General features: G+C 45.1%; 15 protein-coding genes. 3 read left to right on the top strand and 12 right to left on the bottom strand.

Annotated elements, in window-relative coordinates; all coding sequences use genetic code 11:
• Positions 1-3: 3 nt before the first annotated feature.
• From surE to ACODJP_RS03950, 9 genes are all read right to left on the bottom strand, one after another.
• Positions 4-846, bottom strand: coding sequence for a 5'/3'-nucleotidase SurE (gene surE, locus ACODJP_RS03910; RefSeq protein WP_422478668.1), 843 nt, complete (start codon positions 844-846; stop codon positions 4-6).
• A complete protein-coding gene (locus tag ACODJP_RS03915; RefSeq protein WP_422478670.1) occupies positions 843-2,003 on the bottom strand; it encodes a galactokinase in 1,161 nt (386 codons plus the stop codon). Before ACODJP_RS03915 ends, surE begins: the two co-directional genes overlap by 4 nt.
• Positions 2,004-2,099: 96 nt before the next feature.
• Entirely contained in the window at positions 2,100-2,306 is a 207-nt protein-coding gene (rpmE, locus tag ACODJP_RS03920; RefSeq protein ID WP_422478672.1) for a 50S ribosomal protein L31, read from the bottom strand.
• An 83-nt stretch (positions 2,307-2,389) separates the two neighbouring features.
• Positions 2,390-4,183 (bottom strand): transcription termination factor Rho, encoded by a 1,794-nt coding sequence (rho, locus tag ACODJP_RS03925; RefSeq protein ID WP_422478674.1) that lies wholly within the window; start codon positions 4,181-4,183, stop codon positions 2,390-2,392.
• A 132-nt stretch (positions 4,184-4,315) separates the two neighbouring features.
• Positions 4,316-5,602 carry a nicotinamide-nucleotide amidohydrolase family protein gene (locus tag ACODJP_RS03930; protein ID WP_422478676.1) on the bottom strand — a complete coding sequence of 429 codons (1,287 nt, stop codon included), beginning with the start codon at positions 5,600-5,602 and terminating at the stop codon, positions 4,316-4,318.
• A complete protein-coding gene (lnt, locus tag ACODJP_RS03935; protein WP_422478678.1) occupies positions 5,595-7,244 on the bottom strand; it encodes an apolipoprotein N-acyltransferase in 1,650 nt (549 codons plus the stop codon). The genes ACODJP_RS03930 and lnt overlap by 8 nt, the downstream gene beginning before the upstream one ends.
• A gap of 12 nt (positions 7,245-7,256) precedes the next feature.
• Entirely contained in the window at positions 7,257-7,571 is a 315-nt protein-coding gene (locus ACODJP_RS03940) for an HU family DNA-binding protein (protein ID WP_422478680.1), read from the bottom strand.
• A gap of 38 nt (positions 7,572-7,609) precedes the next feature.
• Positions 7,610-7,882 carry a 30S ribosomal protein S20 gene (gene rpsT, locus ACODJP_RS03945; RefSeq protein ID WP_422478682.1) on the bottom strand — a complete coding sequence of 91 codons (273 nt, stop codon included), beginning with the start codon at positions 7,880-7,882 and terminating at the stop codon, positions 7,610-7,612.
• Between the two features lie 116 nt (positions 7,883-7,998).
• Complete coding sequence (locus tag ACODJP_RS03950) at positions 7,999-9,180, bottom strand: PSP1 domain-containing protein (RefSeq protein WP_422478684.1); 1,182 nt, start codon at positions 9,178-9,180, stop codon at positions 7,999-8,001.
• A gap of 173 nt (positions 9,181-9,353) precedes the next feature.
• On the opposite strand from ACODJP_RS03950, the gene ACODJP_RS03955 reads away from it, so the two are divergent.
• From ACODJP_RS03955 to purD, 3 genes are all read left to right on the top strand, one after another.
• A complete protein-coding gene (locus ACODJP_RS03955) occupies positions 9,354-10,133 on the top strand; it encodes a TatD family hydrolase (protein WP_422478686.1) in 780 nt (259 codons plus the stop codon).
• A gap of 8 nt (positions 10,134-10,141) precedes the next feature.
• A complete protein-coding gene (gene dusB / locus ACODJP_RS03960; protein WP_422478688.1) occupies positions 10,142-11,170 on the top strand; it encodes a tRNA dihydrouridine synthase DusB in 1,029 nt (342 codons plus the stop codon).
• 81 nt (positions 11,171-11,251) lie between these two features.
• The gene (gene purD / locus ACODJP_RS03965; RefSeq protein WP_422478690.1) at positions 11,252-12,517 is read left to right on the top strand and encodes a phosphoribosylamine--glycine ligase; all 1,266 of its coding nucleotides are present in this window, start codon (positions 11,252-11,254) and stop codon (positions 12,515-12,517) included.
• On the opposite strand, the gene rlmB is transcribed toward purD, so the two are convergent.
• From rlmB to dnaK, 3 genes are read right to left on the bottom strand one after another with little or no spacing between them, the layout of a single operon-like run.
• Entirely contained in the window at positions 12,518-13,282 is a 765-nt protein-coding gene (gene rlmB / locus ACODJP_RS03970; RefSeq protein WP_422478691.1) for a 23S rRNA (guanosine(2251)-2'-O)-methyltransferase RlmB, read from the bottom strand.
• Between the two features lie 8 nt (positions 13,283-13,290).
• Positions 13,291-14,409 (bottom strand): molecular chaperone DnaJ, encoded by a 1,119-nt coding sequence (gene dnaJ, locus ACODJP_RS03975; protein WP_422478693.1) that lies wholly within the window; start codon positions 14,407-14,409, stop codon positions 13,291-13,293.
• Positions 14,410-14,438: 29 nt separating this feature from the next.
• A complete protein-coding gene (dnaK, locus tag ACODJP_RS03980; RefSeq protein WP_422478695.1) occupies positions 14,439-16,352 on the bottom strand; it encodes a molecular chaperone DnaK in 1,914 nt (637 codons plus the stop codon).
• Positions 16,353-16,388 lie beyond the last annotated feature (36 nt).

Below are 16,388 nucleotides of genomic sequence, written 5' to 3' on the forward strand. Positions count from 1 at the left end.
GGATCAGACTCCCCTTCGCAAGAGTTCGAGGCTTTTCACAGTTTCCATATCAACTACAGGGTGGACCATGATAGGAGTAACAGAGATATAATGCTCTCCCAGAAGTTGATAGTCACTCTCCATTTCTGTTCTGACCAGCTCGGGAGGAACTTCAGTTTTCAAAGTAAGCGTCATCTCATCGCCGATTTCGATTCCATTGGCATCGAGTGTATCGTCTCCATACGCAAGGCCGAGTTTTGTCGAAGATGCATCATAACTGGTAGATCTTGCGGAGGAACTGCGTTCGACCACATCGAAATATTCGAGCTGTCCTATCATACCGACCTTCCATTTTCCATTCGGAGAAGGTGGTACATTGATATTGAGTAATACTTCCCGAGTGCAAAGAGGAAGGAAAGACGAAAGATTTTCAACCAAGAAAGTCGCAGCTTCCACAAAAGGATATTCACCACTATGTTTGTCAGCCCTTGCGGAAATGGCGATTGCAGGAATTCCCCGCAAAGCAGCCTCACTTGCAGCACCTACGGTTCCAGAATAGAGAATATCAGTACTGGCGTTATATCCATGGTTAATTCCCGAAATGACCACATCGGGAACTACCGGAAGCGCATTACCATTGAGACCATAAAGAACACAATCGGCAGGCGTGCCGCTACAGTGGTAGTGTCTTGCATCGTAACGGATGAATTTAATTTTCCCTTTGAGTGTCATGGCGTGGGATTGGGCGCTTCTCTGGTCCGAAGGCGCACAAACCCATACTTCATGGCCAGCTTCGAGTAATACCGTTTCTAATGTAGTGATACCAGCAGACTGGTAGCCATCATCGTTGGTCAACAGTATGATCATTTCGTATATGAGTCAATCTTAAGGCCTTCCACAGGTTTGTATGCACTCCATGTGGGTCTGAAACCAAAGATATGCTCGTACTCCTCCATTCTAGCGGTATACAGATCCAAGGAATCACGGGAAAGCAACACCAGAATAGTTCCGCTGGAACCTGTGGTGATCATGGTTGCGCCTAGACATCCATTGATTTCAGTGGCTCGCTTTGTAAGCCAGTCAATTTCCGGACAGGTGACTTCAAAAACATCCCGCAATCCTGCCTGTACCCTGCTTAGAACCTTACCATACATCACCATATCTTTTTGTGCAAGCAGACGAGCACCCTCACGAGCAAGGCGACTTTCCGAGAGCACGTAGAGACAAATCCTCTTCTCTTCCTCACTCAAAAGATTGACCGATTCCTTTACTTCTTGCTCCGAAATATCACGGACCAATCCACCGGGAAAAACTTCCCTGAACTTTTCGAAGGCTGCTTTACTCTCTTTCCTTCTTATAGCCAACTCTTCCCGTAACGCGTGGGGAGAAATTTTACTCTCCACAATCATGGGAATATAGGAACTGTCATCCTTTGAAAGGGGAATCCTCTCACTCGTGAGGTGATGGACATCAAATAGAAGTAAAGAATCTCTATTCACTTGCAACATAGCAAGAAAGGTAATAAGCCTACACTCTTCGCTGACGAACGAAGATATTGCCGAATATCCGATTGCAGGACAATCATCCAAATTCAATTCTGGATGAAAAATTTCCCGGAGTGCAATAGCTGACCCCAATGCAATTGCAGAGTCGACCATACTTCCATCTTTTGCCAACAACCCTCCAGAAAAGGTAAGATTGAAACCACCGGTGGAGAATCCTCGTGCATGAAGAATTGAGACAACACCTTTAATAATATTCGCCCACCGGTCTTCACGTCGGTATTTGATATTCTGGATATTGAATCTCTTACGATCCTTCATGGGGGCCATAAAAAGACGGACACTTTGATCTGAACGTGGCGAGATGGCCACTTCCAAAGAAGTCGTGGCAGCTCCACACAGAGTAAAACCCTTGCAATAATCGGCGAACTCTCCTAAGAATGTCACAATTCCCGGAACAGTCACTACTTTGCTTGGCTTATCCTCATATTCTAGTTCATGGAGTTCCAAAATTTGTTTCATATGGTCCTTTATGTCTCAATCTTAGGCCAAGAACAAGGAGATTGCAATAAAAAACCGCTTCCTGTACAGAAGCGGTTTCGTCTGATACTGATAGTATTATTTATCAGAAAGGCCGTATTTCTTCTTGAACCTTTCAACACGACCAGTCGTATCAACCAGCTTCTGGGTGCCGGTGAAGAACGGGTGGCATGCACTACAAATTTCAATATCGAGGTTTTTGACGGTAGACTTCGTCTCAAACACATTCCCGCAAGCGCAGGTAACCTTGGTCAATTCGTACTTGGGATGGATTCCCTCTTTCATTTCTATTCCTCCAATATCTATACTGCTACCCTCTGCTACGGCTGTGTGCCTTGACAGAAGGACGACTTCATTTTCCCTCTCCCCTACATGACTCCGGTGTTCATGGAACGGAGAAACGCCTCATTATTCTTTGTTTTCTTCATTTTGTCAATGAGGAGCTCTGTCATCTCGATATCTTCCATTGGATTGATGGCATTCCGAAGCGCCCAGATCTTTGCTGTTTCTTCCTGAGAGAGCAAAAGATCCTCACGTCGTGTTCCCGACTTCTTAATATTTATAGCGGGATACAATCGGCGCTCAGCCATACGTCTATCAAGAACTATCTCATTGTTTCCTGTTCCTTTGAACTCTTCGAATATGACTTCATCCATGCGAGAGCCGGTCTCAATCAAGGCAGAGGCAATGATCGTAAGACTTCCACCATGTTCAATATTTCGTGCTGCTCCAAGGAATCGTTTTGGTTTATGGAGTGCATTGGAATCCACACCACCGGAAAGAATTTTTCCCGAGGCTGGAACAGTCTGGTTATAAGCACGGGCTAATCGTGTAATATTGTCCAACAATATAACCACGTCTCGTTTATGTTCGACCAAACGTTTCGCTTTTTCAATCACCATTTCAGCAACAGAGACATGACGGGAAGCCTGTTCATCGAAGGTTGATGCGATAACCTCGCCTTTTACTGTCCTTCGCATATCGGTGACCTCTTCAGGACGCTCGTCAATGAGCAGAACCATGAGGTAGACCTCCGGATGGTTGGTTGATATCGCATTTGCGATCTTCTGCATAAGAATAGTTTTTCCGGCACGAGGAGGTGCAACAATCAGGCTTCGCTGTCCTTTTCCGATTGGACAAAAGAGATTGATAATTCTTGTAGAAATATCGGATTCTTCAGACTCCAAATTCAATCGGGAATCGGGGTATAGGGGTGTCAGGGAATCGAACCCTGCTCTAGCCCGCGCAAGTTCAGGAGCTTCAAAATTTATCGACTGGACCTTGATCATCGCAAAATACCGTTCGGCATCGCGAGGAGTTCGGATTTGCCCTTCTACTGTGTCTCCAGTTTTGAGACTCAACATCTTTATCTGCGATATGGAAACGTAAATGTCTTCTGGACCACTGAGATAATTGTTTTGGGGTGAGCGAAGGAATCCATAGCCGTCTGGAAGAACTTCCAAGGCTCCATAAGCCATGATAACACCTCCAGCTGCGGTATGAGCCTTCAGTATTTCCACAATAAGTTCCTGACGTTTCAGATCCAGTATTATTTCTTGAGAAATGCCAAATTCCAAGGCTTTTTGGCGCAATACCGGTAAGGTTGTCTTAGTCAGATCGTTAACTGTGATCCTTGGTGCATTTGGGTCTTCCACGTAGATTTCAACGGGAATATCCTCAACCTGTGAATTCGATCGGTTGTTCTGACGATTATGATTATTTTTCTGATAATTTTGCTTTTGCCGACCGTTCTGTTTCCCACCTTGATGGGGTCTAGATTGTGGTCGATTAAATTGCTGCGGTGACGAATGTCCCTGATTTTGGCTTTGGTTTTGGGGTTTCGGTTGCTGGGAAGGAGTTCTATCCTTCGGGCTCTCCTCAACCGCAGGAGGCGGAACTACATCATTTTGTTTCTTTCTTGGTGGACGACCTCTCTTCTTAACTGGAGGTTGCCCGCCAGAATCAGTAGCACTAGTAGATTCTGATGCAGGTTCTGTGTTCGCAGGTTTTACCGATTTGATCTTAACCACCACTGGCGAAGACGCATCAGCGTTTTTTCGTCTTACGACACGCTTCGGTCCTTTCTGTGATCCAGAAGATTCCGAGTTCCCTTCTCCGGGAACTGCGAACAGTTCAGGACCATTGTCATATTCTGATGTCATTGATAATCTCCAAAGAATCGAATCCACAGGGATACGAGCTTGTTGTTAGCTTTGTCTATTTCGTTCTTGATGTATGATTTCGCAGGAAATCTTTTCTGTTTGGGTAGGTAAAAGGCAATCCCGCGGGATACATTAAATATATTGCCACGTTCTCACGATGTCAAGCAAGTCGTCCCCTTTTGCATAAAAGTAAGCAAGCAAAATGGCTGCAACGGCAGCCCTTCTTCGTACAGAACTCCTTCCATACGAGCTGAATTGGATTTTTACTGCACGAGAAGTTCTTGTATCATTGGCAAATCCAAGCCATACCGTTCCCACAGGTTTCTCGACTGTACCACCATCCGGACCGGCAACTCCGGAGATTGAAATAGTCAATGTCGCCTCCGAACGTTCTAACAATCCTTGAGCCATTGAGAGGACGGTCTCCTCCGATACAGCTCCGAACTTTTCGATGGTCTGCGGGGGAACTCCTAGCAATAATTCTTTAGCGCGGTTAGCATAGGATACGACAGACCCCCAGAACCAGGCAGAACTCCCAGCCTTGTCGGTCATTAATTTCCCAACTAACCCGCCCGTACAAGATTCTGCACTGGCCAATAAGCCTCTATCGTTAAGAAGTTGACCACTGAGTAAATCCATAACTTCGATATTTCCCTTGAAGAGCAAACCGACACCCAACCGCTCTCCTATGGCTTGCGCCATCTGTTCCCGTGATTCAGAGGATCCCCCATTGAGATAGAGACTAATACGGTATTCTTGCACACGTGTGCCCCAAAGAATGGCATCACGGGCACATTCGGCACAAATTTCCTCAAGTTTTGATTCTGGTGTGAGGAAACACGAAAATTCATCACGACCAACCGAATTCTTTCCAATCTTATCGGCAAGAGTAGGGAGAATCCTACCATAGAACATTTCATGCATTTCCACAGGAGGTCCTGGCATGGCAAAACATAATACATCCCTCATGGTACCGTCTTTTTCTCGAACAGGAATTAGCCCAGAGAAGCCAGGAGCGGTTCCTTTGGGATTCGGAATGACCTGAAAGCCTTGAGGAAAACAAACTTGTCGCTGGTTCGCGCCTACTATCCGATCACCAATCCTCTCATAAAGAGACTTATAGGCATCTTCATCCTGCACGAGCGGTACTTTTGCCAGATCAGCAACCACCTGACGGGTCATATCATCACTAGTTGGTCCAAGTCCTCCGGTAAGCAGGACAATTTCCGTCTCCTGAATAATCTGTTCCAAGATGGAACCGAGTGACCCATCGTCAGGAACAATAACAATCCGGTTGACTTCATAACCGAGATTAGTAAGTTCCCTAGCCATGAGATTGCCATGTTTGTCGCTGATGATTCCCCGTGTGATTTCAGTACCTATAATACAAAGAGAGACTGTCGCATGTCCGTTAGCCATTTTGCCGTTCCTTTCTCCAACGAATGATACGAGACACCGCCCCAAAGGCAAGCAATCCGATAGAAAGGTAGATAGCTATGTATGCGAGTATATCGACATAGCGAGTATAAATTGTGTGTCCAGATCCAGAATGAACAGGAACATCATAGATATGCCACCCACGGGTGAAAGGTTCCATCGGATCCACAACCTCTCCCGTAGGAAGAATTACAGCCGTGATACCGGAGTTGGTTCCACGGACAGTAGAACGCCTATTCTCAATCGATCGGAAAACAGCCAATGCAAGATGCTGCATCTCTGCAGACACGGCACCCGACCAACTATCGTTGGTCATATTTACGATAACATCGGCTCCATTTCGGACAAATCCTGCAGAGAGATACCCGAATACATCTTCAAAACAAATTGGCGTTGAAAATTTTACACCCTCATCGGTTTCGAAGACAACTGGATCATACCCTTTCTCCCACCAATTGTAATCATTCGCAAGAAGCAAGTTATACAACCATGGCAGCTCTTTTTCATAGGGAAAATGTTCAGTGAACGGTACAAGATGCTGCTTGCGATAGGTGTTCTTTATCTCACCACCTTCGAACATAATCACAGTATTGTAGTCCTTTCGGTTCCATGTTCCATCAGGTTTGAGTGGTGAGGCATCGGGATCATCCAATACACCCTCGGGATTACCGGTAAGTAATGGGACAGGCAACGATTTACCAAAAGCTACGAATTCATCGACTAGGTCAGCAGTAGCTTCGTCAGTCTTATAGGTAGTATGCCAATAGACAGAGGGCACGAATGCAGTTTCCGACCATAGGATCATGTCTGGATCTTCCTGTAAAGCTTGTAAGCTCATGGTACGAAGATTATTGAAATTCCGTTTATAGGTTGTATACCCACCTTTCCATGAATCAGCACTATGTTGGATGGTAGCAACTCGCCACGTAAGTTCAGGTTCATTTGAATTCCAATTCGACATACTGATAAATCCATACGAAAGGACCAACACGATGATCACACCATAAGTAGCAACCAGGGGCAAATAATTTTTTAGAAATGTTCCGAATGATTGGCGGACAGCGGTAAATTGGTCGGCGACATACCGTCCTAGAAACGATTGGGGCAATATCATGATGAATGTAATTACCCAGATTCCAGAAAATTCTGCTATCTGAATGAAAGGCAGGTAGAGGTATGCTGCTGAACTGATCGTCCCATAGGGATATCCTGCAAACCAGGTCTGACTAAGATAGGAATAAGCAACCCAGATGATCGCTTGTACAAGAAAACCATACCGCTTGAACCAACGATCAGCAGCTTTAAGTGCTGGAAACAGCATCACCATCTCCCCACCCTTAATTATGGGGACCAGCAAGATTGCGAGTGGATGGAAAGTGGTGAGCCAATAATTGAAACAAGTATAAAAGGCGAACCCGAAAATGAACCCGTAGAAAGGAATGGCTCTCCAAGTAGTCTGGCGGATAACCGCAAAAAGGGGTATCAGTGCAAAAAATGCAATCGCACCGAAACCCTTTTCAGACAGGAAGCCAGGGAAAGCAAAAGAATAGACTACTGATATTGCTATCAGTATCAAGATTTCGAGGCCATAGGTTCCAAAGCCTCTTTTTCTATTTACATCCACAGGTATCCGAAATTATTTTTCTTCGCCTTGGCGAAGCTTCCAGACAAAGTCCTTCAACTCTTTTCCAGGCCTGAAGATTGCAACGCCATGAGTGTCCACGGCAACAAGCTCTCCAGTCTTGGGATTGCGAGCCCGATCACGACCTTTCCTCGTGCGGACTTCAAAAGTACCGAATCCACGAAGCTCAATAACACGGTCTTCTTCCAAACCACGTTTGACTTCTTCGAAAAATTCATCAATCACACTGTGTACATCGGGACGGTTGAGACCAAGCTTGGTCTGGATATTCTCGATAATTTCAGCCTTTGTCAATTTATTGTTTGCCATGGACCTTCTCCTTATAGAATAAACAGTTGACGAGGATGCTACTCCGCTTTATTCAAAGCGTTGTACTGTGCAGCCAGTCTGGATTTCTTTCGAGAGACGGCATTGGCATGAAAAACGCCTTTACTACCGGCAGTGTCGATCAATTTGATAGCCTTATCAAACTTCTCTTTTGCGAGATCTTTGTCTTGGGACTGAGCCGCAAGCTGGAACCCCTTGACCGCAGTACGGACTGCACTTTTCGTCTCTCTGTTCCTCAATCTTCGTTTTTGATTCTGGCGCTCTCTTTTAGCGGCCGAGCTGCTGTTGAACACGTAATACCTCCAAAGGTTTCTCAATTATATAAGTTCAAGGGAATTATTTGTATCTCTGAACCAACGGATACACAAAATACCATACTCCGTAAAATCGGTCAATACAATAGTTTGTATCAATTCGAGAGAAATTCGTCTAGATAGTCGCGGTCTACTTCCCACCTAGAGTGCTCATTATTGAAATTTACCGCTGAAAAAGGAATGGTCAAATGCCGACCCTCTGGTCCGATAAGTGAAATCTTGCGTGAAAGTAGATTAACTTCAGTAATTTTCATCAGTTCATGCTGAATTTTGAGCCGACTACCCTCCTGTGGAAGATTGCGCTTCTCCTCAACATAGAAATCATATTCATAGGAAAGACAGCAAAGTAAGCGTCCACAAGGGCCCGATATTTTTGTCGAATTCAATGAAAGATTCTGCTCTTTCGCCATCTTGATCGAAACAGGATTGAGTTTGTCGGTAATTGCATGACAACAGAAATCCCTACCACATACCGCTAAGCCTCCAAGCACTCTGGATTCATCGCGCACTCCGATTTGCCTCAATTCTATCCTGATGCGGAAAACAGAAACTAAATCCTTAACCAAATCACGGAAATCGACACGGTTCGCTGCTGTGAAGAAGAAAATGACTTTTGGTTCACCAAACAAATAATGAGCTGATACCAATTTCATGTCGAGCCCATGAGAAAGGACTTTCTCTCTGCAAAGGACTAAGGCCTCATCCTCCATTTTGTTAAGCTCAAGATAACGACTGTAGTCATCCTTTGTTGCCAAACGTTCAATCCAATCTACATCTCCTGTTATCTTGACTGGCTTCTCACTCCAACTCTGTACTTTGGTATTGTTACAATCTGAACAGGAAGCACAGGGACTCGGCTTTGGGTTATCCGGGATATCGATTGGAATAGATTGATCCTGCTCCTCCAACCGCTGTTCTACCGGATGTGTTTCGACAACACCCTCAGGATCTGCCGATGCGGCAAGATCGGCATCTAATGGAAAGGTTTCGTCAAAAGAGTCCCCATGGAGACAAGCACCTTGAACCTCAGTGGAACCGGGTTCATATTGCCCCATATCCATTGCGGAACCTACCACCATCCCATAATCTAGCCCATATCTCGACGGAGCTATGACATGTGCGCCCCGTTCGAGTTTCTCTTCGGAGGCACAAACGGTCAACTCGTTTGACGATGGATTTTTAATCAAATATATGAATCCATATTCGGGCCTCTGGGTTTGCTGCTTCTGTTGTGCATCCCCATGACGGTCACCATGGTATTTTTTATCTTTTTTCATGAATATCCTTATTTTCTTAAGCAGGAATACATTACATCCTGCAAGATTAACCTACGCTATCATGAAGGGCTAAAATTGTCAAATATAAATCCTCCTTGACGGCGACATTGGTTCATGCTATCTTCATGTAAAGTCTATTGAAGACATAATTCTTATCAACATCAGGAAAAACCATGCAATTATTTGATACTCATGCCCATATCGGCCTGATACATGAAGACCAGATGGAGCAATTGCTCATCATACAACTCGCGAAACGAAAGTCGGTTTCCCATATCGTCAGCATCTGCAACAGTTTGCATGACTTTGAACAGGTATATGAAAACCTGCGTACAGCTACAGGAGTTTTCCATGCGGTTGGCGTATCTCCATCAGAAGTCACAAACCCTGGAATGAATTGGGAACACAAATTACAAACCTTTGCAAAACTTGACCGTGTTGTCGCAATCGGTGAAATCGGTTTGGACTATTATAGGAATTTTGGTGACAAGAATTCCCAAGTTGAACTGTTCATTCGCCAACTCGATATTGCCAGGAGCCTTCAAATGCCGGTAATTATCCATAACAGGGAGGCGGGCAGAGATATCCTAGATATCTTAAAAACACGGTTAGGCGAACAAGGTGGTATCTTCCATTGCTATTCCGAGGATTGGTTCTATGCTAGTGAGGCTTTGGATCTCCCTATGTTCTTCTCCTTTGCTGGAAATATTACCTATAAGAATGTACGGCACTTACATGAGACGATAGCAAATCTTCCTTTGGATAGAATTCTGATTGAGTCGGAAAGTCCATTCATGGTCCCCTCTGCTTACAAGGGCAAGAGAAATAAACCGGCGTATCTGGTCGAGACAGCCCAGGCAATAGCCCAGATAAAGCAGCTGTCACTGGAAGAAACAGCCCAGGCTCTATACGAGAATAGCCTAAGGGCTTTCCATCTTCCTGCAGACGTATAACGGAACATATGGCACACGGAAAAACTAACGTAACTCTCTATCATCCCGTCAATATTGGAAACATCACGATTGACGGGAATCTATTTCTTGCCCCTCTAGCCGGTTATACCGATAGAGCTTTTCGATCTGTCTGTATCGAGCATGGGGCTTCGTTCACCTATACTGAAATGGTAAGTGCCGAAGGCTTGGCGCGCGGTAGCGAGCATACCGAAAAACTCCTAACGAGAGCTGAGAACGAACCTTTACTGGGTGTCCAAATTTTCATGGATGAAGCCTCGGTAGCCCAGAGGAGCATTGAGAGACTGCAACTTTCCAACCCAACGGTGGTTGATATTAATTGTGGTTGCCCTGTCCCCAAAGTCGTTAAAATTGGAGCAGGCTCAGCCCTGTTGAGAGAACCACAAAAAATCCATGATATTGTCGCTATACTTAAAAAATCTATGAACGTCCCAGTCTCTGTAAAGATCAGACTTGGATGGGATGTACAAACCATCAATTATTGGGAAACTACCGATGCAGCACTCTCCGCAGGAGCCGATATGATAACCATGCATGCTAGAACAAGAGCGATGGGTTATTCCGGTACTGCAGATTGGGAAGCTTTGGCAGATCTAAAGAGCTTTGTCACAAAAAGAAACCCGCAGGTGCCGGTATTTGGATCTGGGGATTTGTTTACTCCACTTGCCGCCAAAAATCTTCTGGAACAGACACATATTGATGGAGTCATGTTTGCGAGAGGGGCTCTGGGAAATCCTTTCATCTTCACCGATACCTATAACCTTCTCATACATGGGGAGGATGCTCCATTCCACCAAGTCGAAGAACGGGTTTCAGTTCTACTTCGCCAACTGGATCGTATGGGAAAAGATGTTGGAGAGAGACTAGCGTGCCGGGAAATGCGTAAGCATGCCGCCGCATATCTAAAGGGAATTCCTCATGCATCCAAGGCAAAGCAAGCCTTAGTCACTTCCAGTTCTTTCTCCGATTATGAAGAGGTCTGCAAGGAACTCGTTGAAGAATCACGGAATGCTTGGTGAATCGCTGAGAGTTGACCTTATCAATCGTTACATGGTAGTTTTCATGGAGTCCCGTTACCACTTATGGGGGAAGGAGAAGACATGAGAGTTCTTGTATTGGGCTCTGGCGCAAAAGACCATGCGATGACTTGGTTGTTTTCCCAAAGCAAATTCATCGACGGTCTCTATGTAGCCCAGGGAAATATCGGTACATCCGCGATAGCAGAGAATTTATCGGACGTAGATCCCTCATCACCCGAATCGGTATATGCTGCCTGTAAGAAGCATGGAATCAATTTCGTATTCGTTGGAACCGAGGCTCCTCTTTTCACAGGAGTAATCGATTATCTGAACAATAGAGGAATCGATACGTTCGGGGCTCCAGGTAATGCTTTGAAACTTGAAGGGGACCGCTATTTTGCCAGAACCTTCACAGCAAGACACAATATTCCTACTCCACCCTATAAGATCTTTTCCGATGAAGAATCGTTATCGAATTATCTGCAACGCCATGAAGGCGAAAGCTTCGTTCTGAAGCGAAATGCAATGGCCCCCAGCAGGATTATGATCGATTCGAATGATTATACAACCCTCATGACTTTCGGAAAGGAAATCCTGCAAAAGGACAACCTACTTGTTGAAAACCATTTGGATGGATTGGCAATAACTATAACTGTATTCACCGATAATAATGGATACCTTATGCTACCCCTCTGCAGCGACTATACAAAAAGTGAAGAAGGTGGTGCCGGAGCAGCAACCGGTGGAATGGGTTCTATCTGTCCAGTACCTCTCCCAAAATATGTCCAACAACAAATAATCGATCTTATCATTGAACCAACTCTTTACGGCATGCAAGTTGAACAGTTTGCCTATAAAGGGGTTCTTACCCTTAGTGTTATACTCACCGATAACGGACCAGTACTTGTTGACTACCATGTACGTTTCAACGACCCGGCAACACAGGCTATTGTACCACTCATAAAGTCTGACATCATCGCAATTCTTCATGCTATGAAAGAAGATAGAGTAAAAGAATTTGAACTTGAGGTATCAACCAAATCAGCTGTTGCAGTTGTTGTAGCTAGCCAAGGGTATCCAGACAAGCCGGTCATTGGTAATGAAGTAAAACCGTTACCGAATATTATCCGAAACAACCTACTGAAGACCAAACCAATGGTTTTTTATGGTGCTGTTATGGAAAAGGAAGGGCGTGCTGTTACCACTGGTGGCCGTAATGTGACCATTGTCGGTATTGGACAAAATATTATCCAAGCCAACAAGCAAGCTTATGAATATATCGATACGGTCCAGTTCGAAGGAGCCTGGTACCGTAACGATATCGGTAATAAGTTTTTCCAAGATTAACTATTGGTGTACAGGTTGTTGTCGTCTGAACTCATATAAAAGAATTCCAGTTGCGACAGAAACATTCAAGGAATCGACATGTCCCGAGGTGGGAATCGATATAAGATGGTCACACCGTTTCTCGACCAACTGCCCAAGGCCATCTCCCTCTGAACCCATCACTAAGACAGTTCTCACTGGAAATTTCGTTGCATAGGAGGGAGCGCCCCCCATATCGGCACCATAGACCCAGAAATTGTGCTTCTGGAGTTGTTCGAGTTCTCTCACAAGATTGGAAACTGATGCGACAGGAACATATTGAGCAGCTCCACTTGATATACGATTGACCGTTTCATTTGTCTGCGCGCTACGCCTCTCGGGCACAATTACCAAATCAACGGAGAACTGATCGGCACTCCTAAGTATAGCACCCAAATTATGTACATCGGTAATGCTATCAAGTGCAAGCACCACAGCTGGCTTATCTTCAGGTAATGTGGAGAGAAAATCCTTCACCGATATGGAGTTTTGTTTTACCGCGGAACCTTTCCTATCACGAGTCACACCCAATTCGAGCATAGCACCTCTGTGATCTGCATTCTGCGTCATTCGGTCCATTTCGATCTTCGCGATCTTTCGAATAGCCACCGAGCCATTTTGACGAGCCAAAGACTCCAGTCTAGTGTTTCTTTTCTCCATATTTCTACAAATGAAGAGAGTACTCCCTGCCGGAGCCTCTTTTAGAGCCTCTTCGATTGCATGAAATCCAAATATCCTGTCAGCCATAAAACTCCCTATTCGGTAAATGGTACCGGCTCGGGACGCTTGTTTTCTCCCAAGACTTCAGACAACTGGTTCAACAGTTTCTTCGCTTCACGATTTAACTTTCGCGGTGTCTCGATAACCAGTTTGATATATTGGTCTCCCCGCTGGTCTGACGATGAACGCAACTTCGGAACACCCCTATTGCGTAGACGAAGAACCTTCCCATGTTGGGTCCCAGCTGGAATTGCAACCTTTACCCTTACATCGTCTATAGTCATCACCTCAATATCACCACCAAGAGCAGCTTGAGTGAAGGAAATTGGAATCTGACAGTAGAGATCATTTCCCGATCGTTCAAAATAGGAATGAGGTTTGACATTCACATAGACGAACAGGTCACCCGAAGGGCCACCATTTGGTCCTGCATCTCCCATCCCAGAGATAGAAATTCGATTCCCCGTATCTACACCTGCTGGAATAGTAACCTTGAGTTTCTGTTTCTTCCTCATTAGGCCTGACCCGTGACATTCGGTGCAAGGGTTCTCGATAATATACCCTTCACCATTACAGGTCGGACAAGTCGAGGCAATCGAAAAGAATCCGGAATTCCGTCTTACTTGACCAACACCATTACATGTCGGGCAAACTTTTTTCCCAGAACCACTCTTTTCTCCAGATCCATTACATGTTGAACAATGGACCTGGTGTGAATACGAGATTTCTACCTTAGTTCCAAAAACAGCCTCTTTGAAATCTATTTCGACATCATAACGTAAACTCGACCCTACAGCTGGACCACGAGATCCGTGCGAAGATCGACCGCCTCCACCACCGAAGAAGGAGCCGAAAATGTCACCAAATCCACCACCAAACAAATCACTGAAATCACGATACACATTTGAATAGTCTTGTGCACCACCATTTTCGACACCTGCAAATCCATATTGATCGTAAGCCTGTCGTTTTTGCTCATTACTCAATATCTCGTAGGCTTCACTAGCTTCCTTGAATCGTTCCTCAGCTGCCTTATCCCCAGGATTTTTATCCGGGTGGTTAGCTATTGCCAATTTTCGATAGGCTTTTTTAATTTCGTCTTGGGAGGCTCCTTTCGAAACCCCCAAGACTTCATAATAATCCCGTTTTGCCACGGTGCAACACTTCCTTCAGTTAAATTCGTTTAGTCGACAACTTCGTAATCGGCGTCTTCGACACCATCATCAGTCTTTCCTTCTGAAGCCTCAGCAGAAGCGTCTCCATCACCTTGGTCGGATCCTCCCTGCTGGGCTGCTGTAGCTTTGTACATCTCTTCTGCCAATTTGTATGCAGCCTGTTGAAGAGCTTCGGTCTTCGACTTGATATCCTCCAACGAATCGGAAGACATGGCACTCTTCAAATCAGCCATAGCACTCTCGATCTTGGCTTTTTCTTCATCAGAGATCTTATCGCCATAATCCTTCAAAGACTTTTCGGTCGAATAGAGCAAACTATCAGCTTCGTTACGAACTTCAATCTTCTCACGTTCCTTCTTATCCTCTTCGGCGTGAAGTTCGGCATCCTTGACCATTTTTTCGATATCGTTCTCAGATAATCCGGAAGAAGACTCAATTCGAATTTTCTGTTCTTTACCGGTACCCAAATCCTTGGCACTTACGTGGACAATACCATTAGCATCGATATCAAAGGTAACTTCAATCTGGGGAACACCACGTGGTGCCGCAGGAATTCCTATCAAATCGAATTTGCCCAATGTCCTGTTTTGACTCGCCATTTCACGTTCACCTTGCAACACATGGATCGAGACTGCGGTCTGTCCGTCGGCAGCGGTTGAGAAGATTTGGCTTTTCCTTGTTGGGATTGTGGTATTCCGTTCAATCAGCTTGGTTGATATACCGCCCAAGGTCTCAATGCCAAGAGAGAGAGGAGTTACATCAAGCAGGAGTACATCCTTGACATCGCCTCCAAGAATACCTCCCTGGATAGCAGCACCCATGGCAACTACTTCATCCGGATTCACTCCGCGGTGGGGTTCCTTTTGGAAAATCTCTTTCACGATTGCTTGGACAGCAGGAATTCTTGTTGATCCACCAACAAGAATAACTTCATCGATATCGCTAGGAGACAAGCCGGCATCCTTCAAAGCATTGAGACAAGGTTTTCGACTTCTTTCCACTAAACCGGAAACCATCTGCTCAAAGCGGGCACGAGTTAGGTTTATCTGCAAGTGTTTCGGCCCAGAGGCATCAGCAGTTATGTAGGGAAGATTAATCGAGGTGTCCTTTGTACTGGAAAGCTCGATCTTTGCTTTCTCTGCGGCTTCACGCAATCTCTGCAAAGCCATCTTATCTTTCGACAGGTCGATTCCAGATTCCTTTTTAAAGCTATCTACTAACCAATCGATAATAATCTGGTCAAAATCATCTCCACCAAGGTGAGTGTCACCATTTGTCGATTTGACTTCGAAAACACCATCACCCAATTCTAGGATGGAGATATCGAATGTTCCACCACCGAGGTCGTAAACAGCTATCTTCTCTTCCTTACTCGCATCCTTGCCCAAGCCATATGCAAGAGCCGCTGCAGTAGGCTCGTTTACGATTCTCTTAACATCGAGACCAGCAATTTTTCCAGCATCTTTGGTTGCCTGACGCTGAGCATCGTTAAAATAAGCTGGTACAGTAATGACAGCCTCTGTTACGGACTCACCAAGATAATCTTCCGCTGTTTTTTTCATCTTCTGAAGGATTGCAGCAGAAATTTCCTGTGGGGAGTATTCTTTATCCCTAATGGCAACACGAATCTCATCAGAAGGCCCTGCCTTGACATTATAAGAGACCTTTTGCAGTTCTGATGGAACTTCGGCAAACCGGCGTCCCATAAAACGTTTGATTGAAGAGACTGTGTTTTCCGCATTGGTTACAATCTGGTTCTTCGCAGGTTGTCCAACCAAGCGTTCTCCTTTAGCTGTAAATCCTACAATAGAAGGAGTTGTTCTCTGTCCTTCCGCATTCTGGATGACTGTAGCGTCTCCATTTTCCATGACTGCGACACATGAATTTGTCGTTCCCAAGTCAATTCCAATTATTCTACCCATGGTTCTTCTCCTTGAAATTCACCATCAACATTTGTA

Source organism: Pleomorphochaeta sp. DL1XJH-081 (assembly GCF_049310885.1).
In the GTDB taxonomy this organism is placed as follows: Bacteria; Spirochaetota; Spirochaetia; order Sphaerochaetales; family Sphaerochaetaceae; genus CAYZJV01.

Excerpts from the sequence above, each read along its gene's own strand:
- surE (WP_422478668.1), bottom strand. The coding sequence starts at position 846 with ATGATCATACTGTTGACCAACGATGATGGCTACCAGTCTGCTGGTATC.
- ACODJP_RS03915 (WP_422478670.1), bottom strand. The coding sequence starts at position 2,003 with ATGAAACAAATTTTGGAACTCCATGAACTAGAATATGAGGATAAGCCA.
- rpmE (WP_422478672.1), bottom strand. The coding sequence starts at position 2,306 with ATGAAAGAGGGAATCCATCCCAAGTACGAATTGACCAAGGTTACCTGC.
- rho (WP_422478674.1), bottom strand. The coding sequence starts at position 4,183 with ATGACATCAGAATATGACAATGGTCCTGAACTGTTCGCAGTTCCCGGA.
- ACODJP_RS03930 (WP_422478676.1), bottom strand. The coding sequence starts at position 5,602 with ATGGCTAACGGACATGCGACAGTCTCTCTTTGTATTATAGGTACTGAA.
- ACODJP_RS03940 (WP_422478680.1), bottom strand. The coding sequence starts at position 7,571 with ATGGCAAACAATAAATTGACAAAGGCTGAAATTATCGAGAATATCCAG.
- ACODJP_RS03950 (WP_422478684.1), bottom strand. The coding sequence starts at position 9,180 with ATGAAAAAAGATAAAAAATACCATGGTGACCGTCATGGGGATGCACAA.
- ACODJP_RS03955 (WP_422478686.1), top strand. The coding sequence starts at position 9,354 with ATGCAATTATTTGATACTCATGCCCATATCGGCCTGATACATGAAGAC.
- dusB (WP_422478688.1), top strand. The coding sequence starts at position 10,142 with ATGGCACACGGAAAAACTAACGTAACTCTCTATCATCCCGTCAATATT.
- purD (WP_422478690.1), top strand. The coding sequence starts at position 11,252 with ATGAGAGTTCTTGTATTGGGCTCTGGCGCAAAAGACCATGCGATGACT.
- rlmB (WP_422478691.1), bottom strand. The coding sequence starts at position 13,282 with ATGGCTGACAGGATATTTGGATTTCATGCAATCGAAGAGGCTCTAAAA.
- dnaK (WP_422478695.1), bottom strand. The coding sequence starts at position 16,352 with ATGGGTAGAATAATTGGAATTGACTTGGGAACGACAAATTCATGTGTC.